Source organism: Pseudomonas sp. VD-NE ins, assembly GCF_031882575.1.
Lineage (GTDB): Bacteria > Pseudomonadota > Gammaproteobacteria > Pseudomonadales > Pseudomonadaceae > Aquipseudomonas > Aquipseudomonas fluorescens_BZ.
In genome coordinates this window covers 3914604-3932865 of the sequence record NZ_CP134772.1, presented here as the reverse complement: position 1 = coordinate 3932865, position 18262 = coordinate 3914604, and the positions used below count along the sequence as shown (strand labels likewise).

17 protein-coding genes are annotated in these 18262 nt (G+C 60.3%); 5 read left to right on the top strand and 12 right to left on the bottom strand.

Annotated elements, in window-relative coordinates:
• Positions 1-37: 37 nt before the first annotated feature.
• The 3 genes from RMV17_RS17380 to ribBA all read right to left on the bottom strand — a co-directional run bounded on the left by RMV17_RS17380 (position 38) and on the right by ribBA (position 2935).
• A complete protein-coding gene (locus tag RMV17_RS17380) occupies positions 38-808 on the bottom strand; it encodes a carboxymuconolactone decarboxylase family protein (RefSeq protein ID WP_311881413.1) in 771 nt (256 codons plus the stop codon).
• Between the two features lie 156 nt (positions 809-964).
• Positions 965-1330, bottom strand: a complete 366-nt coding sequence (locus tag RMV17_RS17375) for a DUF6124 family protein (RefSeq protein WP_034155590.1) — start codon at positions 1328-1330, stop codon at positions 965-967.
• Between the two features lie 495 nt (positions 1331-1825).
• Positions 1826-2935, bottom strand: coding sequence for a bifunctional 3,4-dihydroxy-2-butanone-4-phosphate synthase/GTP cyclohydrolase II (gene ribBA, locus RMV17_RS17370; protein WP_311881412.1), 1110 nt, complete (start codon positions 2933-2935; stop codon positions 1826-1828).
• A gap of 68 nt (positions 2936-3003) precedes the next feature.
• On the opposite strand from ribBA, the gene RMV17_RS17365 reads away from it, so the two are divergent.
• Complete coding sequence (locus RMV17_RS17365) at positions 3004-3300, top strand: DUF1330 domain-containing protein (protein ID WP_311881411.1); 297 nt, start codon at positions 3004-3006, stop codon at positions 3298-3300.
• A 144-nt stretch (positions 3301-3444) separates the two neighbouring features.
• On the opposite strand, the gene RMV17_RS17360 is transcribed toward RMV17_RS17365, so the two are convergent.
• The 7 genes from RMV17_RS17360 to RMV17_RS17330 all read right to left on the bottom strand — a co-directional run bounded on the left by RMV17_RS17360 (position 3445) and on the right by RMV17_RS17330 (position 8772).
• On the bottom strand, positions 3445-4008 hold the full coding sequence (locus RMV17_RS17360) for an NUDIX hydrolase (RefSeq protein ID WP_034155593.1): 564 nt from the start codon (positions 4006-4008) through the stop codon (positions 3445-3447).
• A 1-nt stretch (position 4009) separates the two neighbouring features.
• Complete coding sequence (locus RMV17_RS17355; protein WP_007918001.1) at positions 4010-4762, bottom strand: GntR family transcriptional regulator; 753 nt, start codon at positions 4760-4762, stop codon at positions 4010-4012.
• Positions 4763-4804: 42 nt separating this feature from the next.
• Positions 4805-5209: a carboxymuconolactone decarboxylase family protein gene (locus RMV17_RS17350; RefSeq protein WP_016984498.1), complete on the bottom strand. Its 405-nt coding sequence runs from the start codon at positions 5207-5209 to the stop codon at positions 4805-4807.
• Between the two features lie 131 nt (positions 5210-5340).
• Positions 5341-5826, bottom strand: a complete 486-nt coding sequence (locus RMV17_RS17345; RefSeq protein WP_311881409.1) for a flavin reductase family protein — start codon at positions 5824-5826, stop codon at positions 5341-5343.
• A 12-nt stretch (positions 5827-5838) separates the two neighbouring features.
• Positions 5839-7320: an aldehyde dehydrogenase gene (locus RMV17_RS17340; RefSeq protein WP_122607264.1), complete on the bottom strand. Its 1482-nt coding sequence runs from the start codon at positions 7318-7320 to the stop codon at positions 5839-5841.
• The gene (locus tag RMV17_RS17335; RefSeq protein WP_311881407.1) at positions 7317-8150 is read right to left on the bottom strand and encodes an alpha/beta fold hydrolase; all 834 of its coding nucleotides are present in this window, start codon (positions 8148-8150) and stop codon (positions 7317-7319) included. The genes RMV17_RS17340 and RMV17_RS17335 overlap by 4 nt, the downstream gene beginning before the upstream one ends.
• 31 nt (positions 8151-8181) lie before the next feature.
• Positions 8182-8772, bottom strand: coding sequence for an amino acid synthesis family protein (locus tag RMV17_RS17330; RefSeq protein WP_007917992.1), 591 nt, complete (start codon positions 8770-8772; stop codon positions 8182-8184).
• Positions 8773-9233: 461 nt separating this feature from the next.
• On the opposite strand from RMV17_RS17330, the gene RMV17_RS17325 reads away from it, so the two are divergent.
• Both RMV17_RS17325 and RMV17_RS17320 read left to right on the top strand, forming a co-directional pair.
• Positions 9234-10277, top strand: coding sequence for a YCF48-related protein (locus RMV17_RS17325; RefSeq protein WP_311881405.1), 1044 nt, complete (start codon positions 9234-9236; stop codon positions 10275-10277).
• The gene (locus RMV17_RS17320; RefSeq protein WP_034155599.1) at positions 10274-12658 is read left to right on the top strand and encodes an efflux RND transporter permease subunit; all 2385 of its coding nucleotides are present in this window, start codon (positions 10274-10276) and stop codon (positions 12656-12658) included. Before RMV17_RS17325 ends, RMV17_RS17320 begins: the two co-directional genes overlap by 4 nt.
• A 292-nt stretch (positions 12659-12950) precedes the next feature.
• Here the strand turns inward: RMV17_RS17320 and RMV17_RS17315 are convergent, their stop codons facing one another.
• On the bottom strand, positions 12951-13670 hold the full coding sequence (locus RMV17_RS17315) for a FadR/GntR family transcriptional regulator (protein WP_047598391.1): 720 nt from the start codon (positions 13668-13670) through the stop codon (positions 12951-12953).
• Between the two features lie 187 nt (positions 13671-13857).
• Positions 13858-15594: an IlvD/Edd family dehydratase gene (locus RMV17_RS17310; protein WP_108226767.1), complete on the bottom strand. Its 1737-nt coding sequence runs from the start codon at positions 15592-15594 to the stop codon at positions 13858-13860.
• Positions 15595-15787: 193 nt separating this feature from the next.
• On the opposite strand from RMV17_RS17310, the gene RMV17_RS17305 reads away from it, so the two are divergent.
• Positions 15788-17110 carry an MFS transporter gene (locus tag RMV17_RS17305; RefSeq protein ID WP_311881403.1) on the top strand — a complete coding sequence of 441 codons (1323 nt, stop codon included), beginning with the start codon at positions 15788-15790 and terminating at the stop codon, positions 17108-17110.
• A 158-nt stretch (positions 17111-17268) separates the two neighbouring features.
• A complete protein-coding gene (araD1, locus tag RMV17_RS17300; RefSeq protein WP_311881401.1) occupies positions 17269-18261 on the top strand; it encodes an AraD1 family protein in 993 nt (330 codons plus the stop codon).
• Position 18262 lies beyond the last annotated feature (1 nt).

Sequence of the window (18262 nt, the reverse complement as noted above, 5' to 3'; positions counted from 1 at the left end):
TGTTCTTTGAGAAATCGATCTCAGGTCGTTGTTCCGGTCATTTTTTCGAAGCCGCCAGAACCTCTTTCAGCGCTGCATTTGCACGTTTGGCAGTCTGCTCATCACCGTGCTTTTTCAGCAGCTCAGTGACCTCGCCCAACTGTGTCTCGCTGAGCCCGACGCGCAGGCTCGCGGCCATGTGCGAGCGCAATTGCGATTCCACGCCCGGCGTCGCTGCCAGCGCCCCGACGGTGGCCAGTTCGCGGCTTTGCCAGTCGAGGTTGTCGCGCTCGAAGATATCGCCGAACAGGTGGGTTTGCAGAAACTGATTGGCCACCGGGGCGAACTCGAACACCGGGCCTTTGACCGGAGCGCCCGAGATCTTCGTTTGATTCGCGGTGCCGGCAGCCAGCAGCTCATCACCGACTGGAATCGCCCGGCTTGGCTCACGCCCCGGCGCATCTTCAATACCGCGTTGTTTGCGCGCCTGCACCACGGTCATGAGTTCATTCAAGGCATTGAGGCTGCGCGGGAAGCCGACGTAAGCGTAGAGCTGCACGAGAATTTCCCGGGTTTCGCTGATGCTCAGGCCAGCATCGAGACCTTGATTGAGGGTTGTGTTGAGGTTGGGCATGTCGCTGGTCGCCATGAACGCAGCAATCAGTGGAATCGTCTGTTGTTTGCTCGAAAGGGCTTGTGCGGTGGTTTGCGGGGTGGTCATGGATTTCGGTGCCTCGGCTGCTTGGGTGGTAAGGCTGAACATCGCGCCAACGCTCAGGCAGAGCGCCATTACTTCGAGTGAACTGTTGCCGAATGTGCGCTTGTGCATGTCGATCTCCCGTTGGGCGTGGGGAGAACAGTAAGCGAGGTGACTGGCGGGGACTAGACGGGTAAATCGGGATGGATTGATGAGTGCTGCTCATTAATCGACAGAGGGGGCAACGCGAAAGTGAGGGGGTAACCCCTCACTTATTCGGTCTGGTGATTATTGCGGTACGCGCAGCTTGTCCAGCAGTCGGTTGACCAACAGCTCGTTGAGCATGATCACCTGTTGCAGCGCCAGCAGCGGTTTGCGCTCCGGGCCGCCTATCGAGTTGGCGATGTTACCGGCCATGGAGTGGGCGTAGGAAAGCGACTCACAGGCTTCGACCAGGAGGGTTTCTTCATCCAGCGTGGGGTCGACCAGATAGACCGGGCGAAACGGGGGCGAGCTTGGTGGAGCGCCCAGTGCTTCGGGTCGCAGGTAATAGTCGAGGGCGCGGTCGGTGGCTTCTTTGACCTTTTGCGGGTCAAGCGCGGGGTCGTGAGGGATTGGACCGGTGTCTGGAGGATTGGGTGTGATTTTGAACATGGATGAAACTCCTATCGCAGTTTAAGGAGCCATCACTCTCGCTACCAAACGAGTGGGTGGTGGCCATACGCGGGTTGGTAGACCGGCTGCAATAGGAACCCGGCGCTCACGAGTGAGCCCCACGCATGACTACCATTGAACTGAGCCTCCACAAAGAGACAGCACAGGGTGTTGTCACACGGCTATTACAGACGGGCTACCAAACCCGATCACTGTTTTGCAGTGACAGGCAAACGATATAGCCCGGCCCATAGCCGTGTAAGCCGGCGGATTCTGGCGTACGCGTAGGTAACGACGCAAGGTGTTGTAGGGGGGATGGCGTAACGGTTCGTGTACTTTAAACGCAATAACTGGATGACGTTTACCCATGGACGATATCGGTTGGCGGCGGCTTTCGGCTTTGCGTATGTCAGTGAGGTTTTCCCTCTTACCCCAGCCCGCTCCCTGTATGTACCGCAGACTGGGTGGACAGGCAGGGCTGGGGTGAGAGTTGCTTCATTCGCTGAACGGGATGCTTTCGACCACTTCCAGGTCATACCCGGTCAGGCCGGCGTATTTTAGCGGCGGGCCGAGATGCCGCAGTTTGCCCACCCCGAGGTTTTGCAGAATCTGCGCCCCAGTCCCGACTTCCGAATAAATCCGCGATTGCGAGCGACTGAACTGCCGTGGCGGCTGGGTCAATTGCGGCACGCGCTCCAGCAACGCCTGCGACGACTCATGATTGGCCAGCACCACGACAACGCCATGACCTTCTGCCGCGACCCGTTGCAGGGCCGCCCACAGCGTCCAGTTGGTCGGCCCGCTGTACTCGGCGCCGACCAGATCACGCAGCGGATCGATTACGTGTACGCGCACCAGCGTCGGCTCTTCGCGGCGCAGATCGCCCATGACCATCGCCATGTGCACGCCGCCCTCGATGCGATCTTCAAAGGTGATCAAGCGGAAGGTGCCGTGTACCGTCGGCAGTTCGCGTTCGCCAATCCGCTCGATGGTGTGTTCGGTGCTCAAGCGATAGTGGATCAGGTCAGCGATGGTGCCGATCTTGATCCCGTGCTTGCGCGCAAACACTTCCAGATCCGGGCGACGGGCCATGGTGCCGTCGTCGTTCATCACCTCGACGATCACCGAGGCCGGGGTGAAACCGGCGAGACGCGCCAGATCGCAACCAGCTTCGGTATGACCGGCGCGCGTCAGCACGCCACCTTCCTTGGCGCGCAGCGGGAAGATGTGGCCCGGCTGCACCAGGTCTTCGGCGCGAGCATTCGGCGCGACGGCGGCGGCCACCGTGCAGGCGCGATCCGCCGCCGAGATGCCGGTGGTCACGCCAATCGCCGCTTCAATCGACACGGTAAACGCGGTGCTGAACACGCTGCCATTGGCCGGGACCATTTGCTCCAGGCCCAAACGCTGGCAATGTTCGTCGGTCAGGGTCAGGCAGATCAGCCCGCGCGCTTCACGGGCCATGAAGCTGATCGCCTCCGGCGTGCAACGGTCGGCGGCCAGCAGCAGGTCGCCTTCGTTTTCACGGTCTTCGTCATCGACCAGCAAGACCATTTTGCCGAGACGATAATCTTCGATGATTTCTTCGATGCTGTTGAAGGCCATGCTGGACTCTCAGGGTTCGTTGGAAATATATTGGTATACCATAATACAAAATCAACAAAGAGGTCACTATGAAGGCGTACTGGATTGCTCACGTGGATATAGCCGATGCCGATCATTACAGCCAATACACCCAGCGCGCGCCGGCGGCGTTCGCCGAATTCGGCGCGAAGTTTCTGGCCAGAGGCGGGCGCAGCGAGGCGATGGAAGGGCGCAAGACGCCGCAGCGCAGCGTGGTGATCGAGTTCGAGAGCTATGAGAAGGCTGTGGCGTGCTACCACTCTGCGGCGTACCAGGAAGCGAAAAGTTATCGCGAAGAATGGGCGAAGGCAGACATCATCATCGTCGAAGGCATCGCCCCACTCTGAAGCCCACGGTAGTGATCGTTCCCACGCTCCGCGTGGGAATGCAGCCCGGGGCGCTCCGCGTCCCTTTCAAAGCCGAACGCGGAGCGTCCGAAGAGGCATTCCCACGCGGAGCGTGGGAACGATCAGACAAAAAGCGAAGCGTTGTCAGCGGATGAAGTGGATCTTGCCGCTGTCGTCATTGCCCATGTAGATCCCATACACCCCAGCCTGGCGCTCCTCGATATAGCGCTCGAGAATCTGCCGGATCGCCGGGTAATAGATCTGCTCCCACGGGATGTCTTCCGGGGCGAAGAACTTGTAATCGAGGGTTTCCGGGCCATATTGCCCGGTGATCTCCAGCGCGATGGCGCGAAAAATGATGTACACCTCGCTGATCTTCGGCACGCTGAAAATCGAGTACGGCGAGACGATTTCCGCGCGCACGCCGCTTTCTTCCCAGACTTCGCGGATGGCCGCTTGCTCGGTGGTCTCGCCGCTTTCCATGAAGCCGGCCGGCAGCGTCCAGGTGCCCGGGCGCGGTGGGATCGCCCGTTGGCACAAGAGGTATTTGCCGTCCTGCTCGATGATGCAGCCGGCAATGATCTTCGGATTGACGTAGTGGATGTAGCCGCAGCCGCGGCACATCAGGCGCTCGTGCGTATCGCCCGCCGGTATCTGCTGACCGAGGTCAGGGCCACCGCATTTCGGGCAATAGCTCGGGCTGAACATATCAGTGACCTATACGGGGTTCTTTCAGCGCGATGGGCAGGGTCATGGCCGGTGTTGCTCCGGTTTCTTCCTGCTTGCGCTTGAGATAGTCGAGCGCTACCGCAGCGGCAGCGCGAACGTGATCGACACAGGCCTGATGCGCCACCAGCGGATCGCCGCTTTTGATCGCCTCGACCATTTTTTCCATTTCCTGATTACTCGCGCCGCGACGGTTTTCCTGCGACACCGAGGTCGCGCGCAGGTAGCTGATGCGTGCCTGCAGTTGACGCAACTGAGTGGCCGCGACATGGTTGCCCGAGCCTTCGAGCAGCACGTCGTAGAAACCCTGCACCGAATCGATCACCTGTTGCAGTTCGCCGTCCTTGAGCGCCTTGCGGTTCTCGTCGAGGGCTTTTTCCAGGGCTTTGATGTCCTTGGCCTTGGCGCGCAGGGTGAACAGCTGCACGATCAGGCCCTCAAGCACGCAGCGCAATTCGTAGATATCGACGGCATCGGCGAGGGTGATGATCGCCACGCGCGGGCCTTTGGCATCGGCGAACTCGACCAGGCCTTCGGATTCCAGGTGACGCAAGGCTTCGCGCACGGAGGTGCGGCTGACGCCGAGGCGATCGCACAGATCGCGCTCGACCAGACGATCGCCGGGCATGAGCTGGAAATTCATGATCGCGCTACGCAGTTTATCCAGCACGATTTCGCGCAGGGTAACGGGGTTGCGATTGACCTTGAAGCTGTCGTCGAGTGGCTGGCGTTTCATGGGGTCCGCTCTTTCGGTTGGCTGTCCATGCCAGACGGGCATCTAAACAGCCGAGGGGTTGACTGAGGCTTCGGCGTCGGCTTCGGCAAAGGCTTCACGGGCCAGCCGGAAACTGTCCACGGCTGCCGGAACGCCGCAATAAATGCCGACCTGAAGCAGAATTTCGCGTATTTGCTCACGACTCAGGCCGTTACGCAAGGCGCCACGCACATGCAGCTTGAGTTCGTGCGGACGGTTGAGCGCCGAGATCATCGCCAGGTTGATCATGCTGCGCTCCTTGAGCGACAGACCTTCGCGACCCCAGACATGGCCCCAGCAGTATTCGGTGACCATTTCCTGCAGCGGGCGGGTGAAATCGTCGGCGTTGTCGATTGAACGCTGCACGTAGGCTTCGCCCAATACCTGAGTGCGGATTTTCAGGCCTTTTTCGTACTTTTCGTTACTCATATTCTTTGCCTCACCTCAATCCCTGTGGGAGCTGGCTTGCCAGCGATAGCGGACTATCAGCCAACATCAATGTTGAATGTTAAGCCCTCATCGCTGGCAAGCCAGCTCCCACAGGGTTTTGCATTGTCGCTTCAGGCCAGGGTCGGCAACGGCCCGAGCTTGCCTTTGTGGTAAATCATCGGTGTCACCGGTTGCTCGGGCAGGATCAGGTTCTTCACCGCACCGACGATGATCGCGTGATCCCCACCGTCGTATTCCCGCCACAACTCGCATTCGATGATCGCCGTGGCCTTGGCCAGAATCGGGTTACCCAATTCGCTCAAATGCCACTCGATGTTCCTGGCCTTTTCCTTGCCTTTACCGGCAAACGCATAGGCCTCAGCCGTCTGGTCGGCGGACAGCAAATGGATTGCGAATTTCTTGCTGTCACGCAGCACCGGGTAGGTGTCGGAGGCGTAGTTAGGGCAGAACAGCACCAGCGCCGGGTCAATCGACAGCGCGCTGAAGGCGCTGGCGGTGATGCCGACTATCGCGCCATCCGGGTCGAGGGTGGTGACCACCGTGACGCCGGACGGAAACGAGCTCATGACGTCTTTGTAAATGCCGGGTTCGATCATTTCGCAGGACTCCTAGCGCATCACAAACGGATCAGGCATCGGTGCCTGGGAGAGGTTGATCCACACCGTTTTCAGTTCGGTGTAGGCCAGCACCGAATCGATGCCGCTTTCGCGTCCATAGCCACTGTTCTTGAAGCCGCCGATCGGCGCCATCGCCGACACCGCGCGGTAAGTGTTGACCCAGATGATCCCCGAACGCACGTCGCGAGCGAGGCGATGAGCGCGGCCGAGATCGCGCGTCCAGATGCCGGCGGCGAGGCCGAACTGTGAGTCGTTGGCGATCGCCAGTGCCTCGGCTTCATCTTTGAAGCGAATCACCGAAGCCACCGGGCCAAAGACTTCTTCCTGCATGATCTTCATCGAGTTGCGGTCGCATTCGAACAGCGTCGGCTCGTAGAACCAGCCCTCGCCGAGATCAGTTGGGCGCTTGCCGCCGGTACGCAAGCGCGCGCCCTCGGCGATGGCATCGGCGACCAGACCTTCGACCACCGCCAGTTGCTGCGCGGTGGCCATTGGGCCCATCTCACTGTGGTCTTCTTGCGGGTTACCGATGCGGATGCGCTGGGCGCGCTCCACCAGCCGATTGACGAACTCGTCGTAGATTTCGTCCTGCACCAGCAGGCGCGACCCGGACACGCAACTTTGTCCGGACGCTGCGTAAATCCCGGCAATCGCGCCGTTGATCGCGCTGTCCAGATCGGCGTCGGCGAAGATGATGTTCGGCGACTTGCCGCCCAGTTCCAGCGACAGCTTGGCGAAGTTCTCGGCGCTGCTGCGCACCACATGCCGCGCCGTGGCTGCGCCGCCGGTGAAGGCGATTTTGCGGATCAGCGGATGGCGGGTGAGGGCGGCGCCGGTGCTCGGGCCGTAACCGGTGACGACGTTGACCACGCCCGGCGGAATCCCGGCTTCGAGGGCCAGACGCGCCAGTTCAAGAATCGTTGCCGAGGCGTGCTCTGACGGCTTGATCACAATCGTGTTGCCAGCGGCGAGGGCCGGGGCGAGTTTGATCGCGGTCAGGTACAGCGGGCTGTTCCACGGAATGATCGCGGCGACCACGCCCATCGCTTCGTGCACGGTGTAGGCGAACAGGTCGGGCTTATCCAGCGGCAGCGTGCCGCCTTCGAGCTTGTCGGCCAGGCCTGCGGTGTAGTGGAAGAATTCTGGCAGATAACTGACTTGCCCACGGGTTTCGCGGATCAGCTTGCCGTTGTCGCGGCTTTCCAGCTGCGCCAATTGTTCCTTGTTTTCCGCGATCAAATCACCGAGACGGCGCAGCAGTTTGCCGCGTGCGGTCGCAGTCAGGCCACGCCAGGCCGGGCTGTCGAATGCAGTCTGCGCCGATTGCACGGCGCGTTCGACGTCGGCCTCATCAGCGTCAGGCAGTTCGGCCCAGGCTTGTGCGGTGGCCGGGTTGAGGCTTTCGAAAGTCTTGCCGGAGAGGGCATCGACCCATTCTCCGCCGATGCACATCTGGAAGCGTGCGAGTGTCATGCAACGATCCCCTTTATATGGTTTTGTCGGGAGTGTGCGAATTGCAGAAATTCCAGCAGCGTCTGGTTGACCAGACGCGGCGACTCTACGGGCATCATATGCCGTTGCTCAGACAGCACGGCAACCTTCGCACCGGGGATGCGCCGGGCCAGTTGCTCGGCCATTTCCGGGGTCGAACCCGGATCGAGTTCACCGGTGGCGATCAGCGTCGGCGCCTGAATACTGCCCAGGTCGTCGGCGCGGTACATGTCTTGAGTGGCGAACAATTCGTAGGTGGTCAGGTAACCCTGCGGATCATTATTGGCGAGGGTCTGGCGCAATGCGGCGATCTGCGCCGGATTGGCCGCCTGATATTCGCGGCTGAACCAGCGTGACAACGCCGCTTCGGCATTGGCGTCCGGGCCATGTTCGGCCGCTTGCGCGGTACGGGCGATGACGCCGGCACGCTGTTCTTCGCTGCGATTGAACACGCTGTTCAAGACCACCAGGCTTTGCAGGCGCTCCGGGTAATGCAGGGCAAAGGCCCGCGCGACCAGACCACCCATGGAGAAACCGATCACCGCTGCCTGCGGCAGATTGAGGTGGTCGAGCAGCTCCAGCAACTGATCGGCGTAACCGAGCAAAGCGGTGCCGCTGGCCGGTCGCGGGCTGGCGCCATGGCCGAGCATGTCGTAGGCGATCACCCGGTACTGGCTGGACAGGCCGACAATCTGCCCGCCCCACATTTCTTTGTTCAGGCCCACGCCGTGGATCAAAACCACGGGCTGGCCTTGGCCGGTCGCCAGGTAACTGGTGCCAGCCGGGGTGAGTTCAGCGGTGAGCCGAATCATGGAGCGCTCCTGCAGTGCCTTTTTATTGTGATTACTGGGCTTTTTCGGCGGCCAGTTCTTCCAGATCGATGTAGCGGTTGCCGATGCGCGGGTGCAGGCGACCACCGTCGGCGCAACCCAGCACGACGACGATTTCGTCGGCACGCGGCGCGTCTTCGATCTGCATTTCCAGAGTGATGTAGTGCGAACGCTGACCTTCGTCGTCCTTGTGCATCATCGGGATCTGAATCGAGGTGCCCGGGCCGCCGCGCTTGTTGGTGAAGCTCAGGTAGCTCTTGGCGTTGACGGCTTCGCGGTAGTGGTTGCCGAAGCGCAGGGTGTGGATCACGGCGGAGGCGTGTTCGATCTCGCCGTCGGCACCGACCACAGCGGCTTTGCCGTAGGCCTCGATCTTCTCGGCACCGCCGATGATGCCGACCAGACGCTCAACCATCAGTGCACCGAGGTCGGAGCAGTTGGCGCGGATCTGCGGCTTGAGGTCTTCAACGAAACCGTTGCCCACCCATGGGTTTTTCATCACCACGGCGAGGCCGACCATGGTCACTGGTTTGTCAGTGGCTTTGCCGCCTTCGATGAAGGTTTCTTCGACATAGCTGACGATCTTGCGAATTTCGAAACTCATGAGCTGCTCCGTAGGGGGATTGAGAGTGTCTGTGCGTATGATGGTATACCATAATACCGATCGTGCAAGTCCCCTCGCAAGAATTGCGTCATACATCCGGCGAATGGCGCTGCATTCACTGACAACCACAAATTCCAAGACCCCCTCTGACCCCTGTGGGAGCGAGCCTGCTCGCGAAAGCGGTGGGTCAGCCAATAAACTGGGTGACTGGTGCACCGCATTCGCGAGCAGGCTCGCTCCTACAAGGGAATTCATCTGTTATAGAGAGCTGCTTTCGGTTAACAAAAGATAACGTGGCGCCGATTGTCAGACGTTTCGAAAGCCCGATAGGATGAGCCAGCTTCCGAAGTGGCTCTGGATTGCGGGTTTCAGGACTATGCTCCTGAGCAGCCATCAGCGGAGCACACTTGCGGCGCCCTTGAAGGCCAGATGGCCTAACAATAATAAATAGGGGAAGGTCTATGAGTCGTTGCCGCCCGCCGGCGTTACGCAACACCGCGTTGCTGGCCACAGCACTCTCTCTGCTGGGCTTTGCCACGTTGTCGGCACCTGTGCTTGCCGCCGAGGCCCCGGCTGACGTGGTCTATGCCACCGAATCTACTAAAGCCGCGAAAAGCCTGATTCTCGACGTCGTCCACGCCGGCGCACGCCTGGTCGCGGTCGGCGATCGCGGGCACATCCTTTATTCCGATGACCAGGGCAAAACCTGGAAACAGGCCAAGGTGCCGACCCGGCAACTGCTGACCGCGGTGTACTTTGTCGACGACAAGCACGGCTGGGCGGTCGGGCACGACGCGCAAATCCTCGCCAGCGCAGACGGCGGTCTGACCTGGACCAAGCAATTCGAAGACCTCAAACGTGAATCGCCGCTGCTCGACGTCTGGTTCAAGGACGTCAACAGCGGCCTCGCCGTGGGCGCGTACGGTGCGCTGCTGGAAACCACTGACGGCGGTAAAAACTGGGAAGACGTCAGCGACCGCCTCGACAACGAAGATCAATTCCACCTTAACGCTATCGCGGCAGTGAAGGATGCCGGGCTGTTTATCGTCGGCGAGTCGGGCAGCATGTTCCGCTCCGCCGACGACGGTCAGACCTGGGAAAAACTCGAAGGCCCGTACGAAGGCTCGCTGTTCGGCGTGATCGGCACCGCGCAACCGCAGACCCTGCTGGCTTATGGCTTGCGCGGCAATCTCTATCGCTCGACGGATTTCGGCAGCACCTGGGAGCAGGTCGAGCTGAAAGCCGCGCGCGGATCGCTGGAGTTCGGCCTGTCCGGCGCAACCTTGCTCCCGGATGGCTCGATCGTCATTGTCGGCAACGGCGGTTCGGTGATCAGCAGCAGCGACAACGGCGAAACGTTCAGCGTGTTCAACCGCCCGGACCGCATCTCGCTGTCGTCCGTCACCGCTGCCGGCGACGGCAATCTGATTCTGAGCGGGCAAGGTGGCGTTCACACCACCCTGCCGAACGGTGCCGAGATCAATAACAAGAAGGCGGGGCTATGACTTCCTTGATCACTCCTCAGCAGGACAAGGCGACGTTTCTTGAGCGCCTGATCTTCAACAACCGCCCGGCAGTGATCCTGATCTGCCTGGTGGTGAGCATTTTCCTGTTCTGGCAGGCGACGTTGATCCGGCCGTCGACCAGTTTCGAAAAAATGATCCCGCTCAAGCATCCGTTCATCGAGAAGATGATGGAACACCGCAACGATCTGGCCAACCTGGGCAACACCGTGCGCATTTCGGTGGAAGCCAAGGACGGCGACATCTTCTCCAAGGAGTACATGGAGACCCTGCGCCAGATCAACGACGAGGTGTTCTACATCTCCGGCGTTGACCGCTCCGGCCTGAAGTCGCTGTGGAGCCCGAGCGTACGCTGGACCGAAGTGACCGAAGAGGGTTTTGCCGGCGGTGAAGTGATCCCGCAGAGCTACAACGGCTCGCAGGACAGCCTCGATCTGCTGCGCAACAACGTGCTCAAGTCCGGCCAGGTCGGGCGTCTGGTGGCCAACGACTTCAAGTCGAGCATCGTCGACATCCCGCTGCTGGAGTCCTACCCGGACCCGGAAGACCAGGGCAAGTTGCTCGCGCTGGACTACCGCAAGTTCTCCCATGAACTCGAAGACAAGATCCGCAACAAGTTCGAAGCACAGAACCCCAACGTCAAAATCCACATCGTCGGTTTCGCCAAAAAGGTCGGCGACCTGATCGATGGATTGGTAATGGTGGTGCTGTTCTTCGGCATTGCTTTCGTCATCACCCTGATCCTGTTGCTGTGGTTCACCAACTGCGTACGCAGCACCATTGCGGTACTGAGTACGACGTTGGTGGCGGTGGTCTGGCAGCTCGGCTTGATGCACTTCTTCGGCTTCGGGCTCGATCCGTATTCGATGCTGGTGCCGTTCCTGATCTTCGCCATCGGTATTTCCCACGGGGTGCAGAAGATCAACGGTATCGCCCTGCAATCCAGCGAGGCTGACAACGCCCTGACCGCCGCGCGGCGCACCTTCCGGCAACTGTTCCTGCCGGGGATGATCGCGATTCTGGCGGATGCGGTGGGCTTCATCACGCTGCTGATCATCGATATCGGTGTAATCCGTGAACTGGCCATCGGCGCATCGATCGGCGTGGCGGTGATCGTGTTCACCAACCTGATCCTGCTGCCGGTGGCGATTTCCTATGTCGGCATCAGCAAGCGCGCGATTGCCAGGAGCAAGAAAGACGCGAACCGCGAGCATCCGTTCTGGCGCCTGCTGTCGAATTTCGCCAACCCGAAAGTCGCCCGCATCTCGGTGGTGCTGGCGCTGATCGCTTTCGGCGGCGGCCTTTGGTACAGCCAGAACCTGAAAATCGGCGACCTCGACCAGGGCGCGCCGGAACTGCGTCCGGACTCGCGTTACAACAAGGACAACAACTTCATCATCAGCAATTACTCCACCAGCTCTGACGTATTGGTGGTGATGGTCAAGACCAAGGCTGAGGGTTGCTCGCGCTACGAAGCCATGGCGCCGATCGATGAGTTGATGTGGAAGATGCAGAACACCGAGGGCGTGCAGTCGGCGATCTCGCTGGTGACCGTGTCCAAGCAGATGATCAAGGGCATGAACGAGGGCAACCTGAAATGGGAAACCCTGTCGCGCAACCCGGACGTACTGAACAACTCGATTGCCCGCGCCGACGGTCTGTACAACAACAGTTGCTCGCTGGCGCCGGTGCTGGTGTTCCTCAACGACCACAAGGCCGAAACCCTGGATCGGGCGGTGCATGCGGTGCAGGAATTTGCCCAGGAGAATAACAAGGACGGTCTGGAATTCATCCTCGCCGCCGGTAATGCCGGGATCGAAGCGGCCACCAACGAAGTCATCAAACAGGCTGAACTGACCATCCTGATTCTGGTGTACATCTGCGTGGCGGTGATGTGCATGATCACCTTCCGTTCGTGGGCAGCGACCTTGTGCATCGTCCTGCCGCTGGTGCTGACCTCGGTACTCGGCAACGCGCTGATGGCGTTCATGGGCATCGGCGTGAAGGTTGCGACCTTGCCGGTGGTGGCGCTGGGTGTGGGGATTGGTGTCGATTACGGCATCTACATCTACAGCCGTCTGGAGAGTTTCCTGCGTGCTGGGCTGCCGTTGCAGGAAGCCTATTACCAGACGCTGAAATCCACCGGTAAAGCGGTGCTGTTCACCGGTCTGTGCCTGGCGATCGGCGTGTGCACCTGGATCTTCTCGGCGATCAAGTTCCAGGCCGACATGGGCCTGATGCTGACCTTCATGCTGCTGTGGAACATGTTCGGTGCGCTGTGGCTGCTGCCGGCACTGGCGAAGTTCCTGATCAAACCGGAGAAACTGGCGGGGCAGAAGGGCAATTCACTGTTTGCGCATTGATCTGCGAGCCTGAAACGACAAAGCCGCAACCTTAGGGTTGCGGCTTTTTTTGTGGCTCAGGATCAAGAGCCCCTCACCCTAGCCCTCCCGAAACGTCGGACCGCCCAGAGGGAGAGGGGACTGATTGGGGGAGATTGGAGATTTACGCCGACTTGAGCGTCCAGCTGTGAATCCATAATCGACTCGGTTTTTCAGGTCGATGTACCACGCAAGACATCGCGGTCGGTCCCCTCTACCTCTGGGCGGTCCGACGTTTCGGGAGGGCTAGGGTGAGGGCAAGAGGATTCAAGCGTTAAGACAGTTCTGTTCCGAGCACGACACTTAGTGCACTACGCGCATCATCCAGCTGCACCAACGTCGCATGCCGAGCCCCCAGCGCATCCCGATTTTCGATCGCCGTCAAAATCGCCTTATGCCGAGGCAACGCCAATTCATGCAGATTCGGCCGCTGATTCGAATGCTTCAACGCTTCGGCAATCGCCACCGACAACATGTTGCACAGGTTCGCCAGCAAATCATTGTGCGTCGCATCGGCAATCCGGCTGTGAAAATCCAGATCCGGTTGCAACAAGGCTTCCGGTGTCGGCGCCGCTTCCATGCGCTGGTACGCCTCACCAATCGCCGCGATATCAGCCTCGGTCGCATGCTGAGCGGCGAGGGCTGCGGCGGCCGGTTCGATAATGCTGCGCACACTGGTCAGCACATTGAAGAATTCATTCTGCGGGCTGCTTTGCATCAGCCAGTGCAGTACATCGGGATCGAGCATGTGCCATTCGCGGCGCGCTTTGACCACGGTGCCGACGCGCGGTCTGGAGTACACCAGCCCCTTGGCCACCAGCACCCGCGTGGCTTCGCGCAATACCGGCCGACTGACCGCGTACTCCTCGCAGAGCAAGGCTTCGGCGGGCAGTTTGTCGTCGGGCAAAAAGCGTCCGGAGACGATCTGCATGCCCAGTTCCTGGACGATGCGCGAGTGCATGCTTTTACGGTCGGAGGGTTTGCGGTAATCCATGGGGAGCGGGGCGATCCTGAGCGATGGAGATGCCGCGCATCATAGCAGGCACGACACAATCTTGAGGGAGTACACAAAACCAAATGTGGGAGAGAGCCTGCTCGCGAAGGCGGCATATCAGTCAAATAGATGTCGACTGACACTCCCTCTTCGCGAGCAGGCTCGCTCCCACAGGGGGGCGGCGGTATTAGTGGGAATGGCGCGGTACTTCAGCCCCTCGGCAACCCACGAGGAAGTCAAAGTCACAGCCCTGATCCGCCTGCAGCACATGGTCGATGTACAACTGACGATAACCGCCCACCAACAATTGCTGCGGTGGCTGCAGATCCGCCATGCGCGCGGCCAGTTCAGCATCCGGGATGTCCAGATGCAAACGCCCGGTGGCGCAATCCAGCTCGATCCAGTCGCCTTCCTGCACCGTCGCCAAAGGCCCGCCGGCTGCCGCTTCCGGCGCGACGTGCAACACCACCGTGCCGTACGCCGTGCCGCTCATCCGTGCATCGGAAATGCGCACCATGTCCGTTACACCCTGGGCCAACAACTTGGCCGGCAAACCCATGTTGCCCACTTCGGCCATGCCCGGATAACCCTTCGGCCCGCAGTTTTTCATCACCAGAATCGAATCTTTATCGACATCCAGCTCCGGATCGTTGATCCGCGCCTTGTACATGTCGAAGTTCTCGAACACCACCGCGCGGCCGCGATGCTGCATCAATTCCGGCGTAGCGGCGGAGGGTTTGAGCACCGCACCCAGTGGCGCCAGATTGCCGCGCAATACGCAGATGCCACCGTCAGCACGAATCGGATTGTCGAGGGTGCGGATCACCTCGTCTTCGCCGTAGATCGGCGCGTCCTTGGTGTTCTCGCCGATCGACTTGCCGTTGACGGTCAGTGCATTCGGATTGGGAATCAGATTGGCTTCACCGAGACGCCGCAGCACCGCTGGCAAACCACCGGCGTAATAGAACTCTTCCATCAGGAAGCGCCCGGACGGTTGCAGATCGACAATGGTCGGCATGCCGCGTCCGATGCGCGTCCAGTCGTCCAGATCCAGCTCGACGCCGATGCGCCCGGCAATGGCTTTCAAGTGAATCACCGCGTTGGTCGAACCGCCGATGGCAGCGTTCACACGGATAGCGTTTTCGAAGGCTTCCTTGGTCAGAATCTTCGACAGTTTCAGATCTTCGCGCACCATCTCCACCGCACGCATGCCGGACATGTGCGCCAACACATAACGCCGCGCATCCACCGCCGGAATCGCCGCGTTGTGCGGCAGCGAAGTGCCCAACGCTTCAGCCATGCACGCCATCGTCGATGCGGTGCCCATGGTGTTGCAGGTGCCCGCCGAACGCGACATGCCGCCCTCGGCTGCAAGGAAGTCATCGATGGTGATGGTGCCAGCCTTGACCTGCTCGCTGAGCTGCCAGACCACGGTGCCGGAACCGATGTCTTTGCCTTTGTGCTTGCCGTTGAGCATCGGCCCGCCAGTGACAACGATGGCCGGCACGTCGCAACTGGCCGCGCCCATCAGCAGCGCCGGGGTGGTTTTGTCGCAACCGGTCAGCAGCACCACGCCGTCGATCGGGTTACCGCGAATCGCTTCCTCGACGTCCATGCTCGCCAGGTTGCGGGTGAGCATGGCGGTCGGGCGCAGGTTCGATTCGCCGTTGGAGAACACCGGAAATTCCACTGGAAAGCCACCAGCCTCGATCACCCCGCGTTTGACGTGCTCCGCGATCTGGCGGAAGTGCGCGTTGCATGGGGTCAGTTCCGACCAGGTGTTGCAGATGCCGATGATCGGCTTGCCGTGGAACTGGTGGTCGGCGATGCCCTGATTCTTCATCCAGCTGCGGTACATGAAGCCGTTCTTGTCGGCCGTGCCAAACCATTGGGCGGAGCGCAGGGTGGGTTTCTTATCAGACATGATCGATTCTCTTATTGTATGACTATAGTGTTCCAGCTACGGCTTAATCTAAGCGCAAAATCCTAGGTTTGGAAGTGTTGTTGGTAAATTAGTATTACTATATAGTCGTTTTCGACGGAGGGATGGCCCTGACGGTTAACCGTGAGAGGCGTCCCCCGAGGTTCTATAAAAACAACAATCGGAGACCGATCTCATGAGCCAGGAACTGCGGCTAATCCGGCGCATTACGCTGAAACTGATTCCCTTCCTGATCCTGCTGTACCTGATCGCCTATGTGGATCGCTCCGCCGTCGGCTTCGCCAAGCTGCACATGGGCGCCGATATCGGCATTGGCGATGCGGCTTACGGCCTCGGCGCCGGGCTGTTCTTCATTGGTTACTTCCTGCTTGAAATTCCCAGCAACCTGATGCTCGAACGCTTCGGCGCACGACGCTGGTTCGCGCGGATCATGATCACCTGGGGCGCGATCACCATCGGCATGGCCTTCGTCCAGGGCCCGCACAGTTTTTACGTGATGCGCTTTCTGCTCGGCGCGGCCGAGGCGGGGTTCTTTCCTGGCGTTCTCTACTACATCACTCAATGGTTCCCGGTTCGCCATCGCGGCAAGATTCTCGGCCTGTTCATTCTTTCCCAGCCGATCGCGATGATGATCACCGGCCCGGTATCCGGCGGTTTGCTCGGCATGGATGGCGTCCTCGGCCTGCACGGCTGGCAGTGGCTGTTCATCGTCATCGGCACCCCGGCGATCCTGCTGACCTGGCCGGTGCTGCGCTGGTTGCCGGACGGCCCGCAGCAAGTGAAATGGATGGATCAGGCGGAAAAAGACTGGCTGACCGGCGAGCTGAAAAAGGATCTGCAGGAATACGGCCAGACCCGCCACGGCAATCCGCTGCATGCGCTGAAAGACAAACGTGTGTTGCTGCTGGCGCTGTTCTATCTGCCGGTGACGTTGAGCATTTATGGCCTCGGTCTATGGTTGCCGACGCTGATCAAACAGTTCGGCGGCAGCGATCTGGTCACCGGTTTCGTGTCGTCGGTGCCGTACATCTTCGGGATCAGCGGCTTGCTGATCGTGCCGCGCAGTTCTGATCGTTTGAATGATCGCTACGGGCATCTGGCTGTTCTGTATGTGCTGGGCGCGATTGGCTTGTTCATGAGTGCGTGGCTGTCGATGCCAGTGGCGCAACTGGCGGCGCTGTGTCTGGTGGCGTTTGCGCTGTTTTCCTGCACGGCGGTGTTCTGGACGTTGCCGGGGCGGTTCTTTGCTGGCGCGAGTGCGGCGGCGGGAATCGCGTTGATCAATTCGGTGGGGAATCTGGGCGGGTACATCGGGCCGTTTGTGATTGGGGCGTTGAAGGAGTACACCGGCAATTTGGCGTCCGGCTTGTATTTCCTCTCGGGGGTGATGGTGTTCGGCTTGATTCTGACCGGCATCGTCTATCGCGTGCTGGAGCGCAAACACGTGCTCCCGGTTGACCAATTCGCAGCAAGTGCACGCGGTGCCACCCGTACCTGAGCCCCGCTATCAATCACCAAGGAACCTGTGGGAGCTGGCTTGCCAGCGATGACGGCGGCACATTCAACATTGATGTGTCATACAGATTGCCATCGCTGGCAAGCCAGCTCCCACAGGGTTTTGCAGTGTTTCGAAGTTTTGTAGACAGGAGAGGACATATGCATCTGGTTCAATTCGAATTAAGCAACGGCGAGCGCCGCGTCGGCGTGGTCGACAACGGTCTGGTGCGCGAAGTGCAGGACGCGCGCAGCGTGCGCGATCTGGCGCTGGCCGCCATCGAGGCCGGCAACTCCCTTGAGCAGCAAGTGCAAACCCTCGGCCTCGGCATCAGCCACGATTACGCCGAGCTACTGGCGCAACTGCGCATCCTGCCGCCCCTCGACCATCCGGACCCGGCGCACATGTTGATCAGCGGCACCGGTCTGACCCACTTGGGCAGCGCTTCGGCGCGGGACAAAATGCACCAGCAGGCTGGCGACGAAGCGGCGATGACCGACACCATGCGCATTTTCAAATGGGGCGTGGAGGGCGGCAAACCGGCAGCGGGGCAGGCCGGTGTGCAGCCAGAATGGTTCTACAAGGGCGACGGCAGCATCGTTGTGCGTCCGGGGCAACCTTTCCCGGTACCGCCATTTGCCGAGGACGCCGGCGAGGAACCGGAGATGGCCGGCCTCTACGTGATCGGCCACGACGGCAAGCCTTACCGCCTCGGTTTTGCGGTGGGCAACGAGTTCTCCGACCACGTCATGGAGCGCAAGAATTACCTGTACCTCGCGCACTCGAAACTGCGCAGTTGCAGTTACGGCCCGGAACTTCGCAGCGGTGAATTGCCTCAACATCTGGCAGGCACCAGTCGCATCCTGCGTGACGGCGAAGTGCTCTGGCAAAACGAGTTTCTCAGCGGCGAGGCGAACATGTGCCACAGCCTCGCCAACCTCGAATACCACCATTTCAAATACCGGCAGTTCCTCCGTCCGGGCGACGTGCACATTCACTTCTTCGGCACCGCGACCCTGTCGTTCGCCGATGGTATCCGCACGCAACCGGGCGACCTGTTCGAAATCAGCCAGGCCGAATTCGGCGCACCGCTGGTCAACGGCATCGTGCCGATCGCGGCCGCTTTCGAGCCGGACAGCATCGGCACCCTTTAAG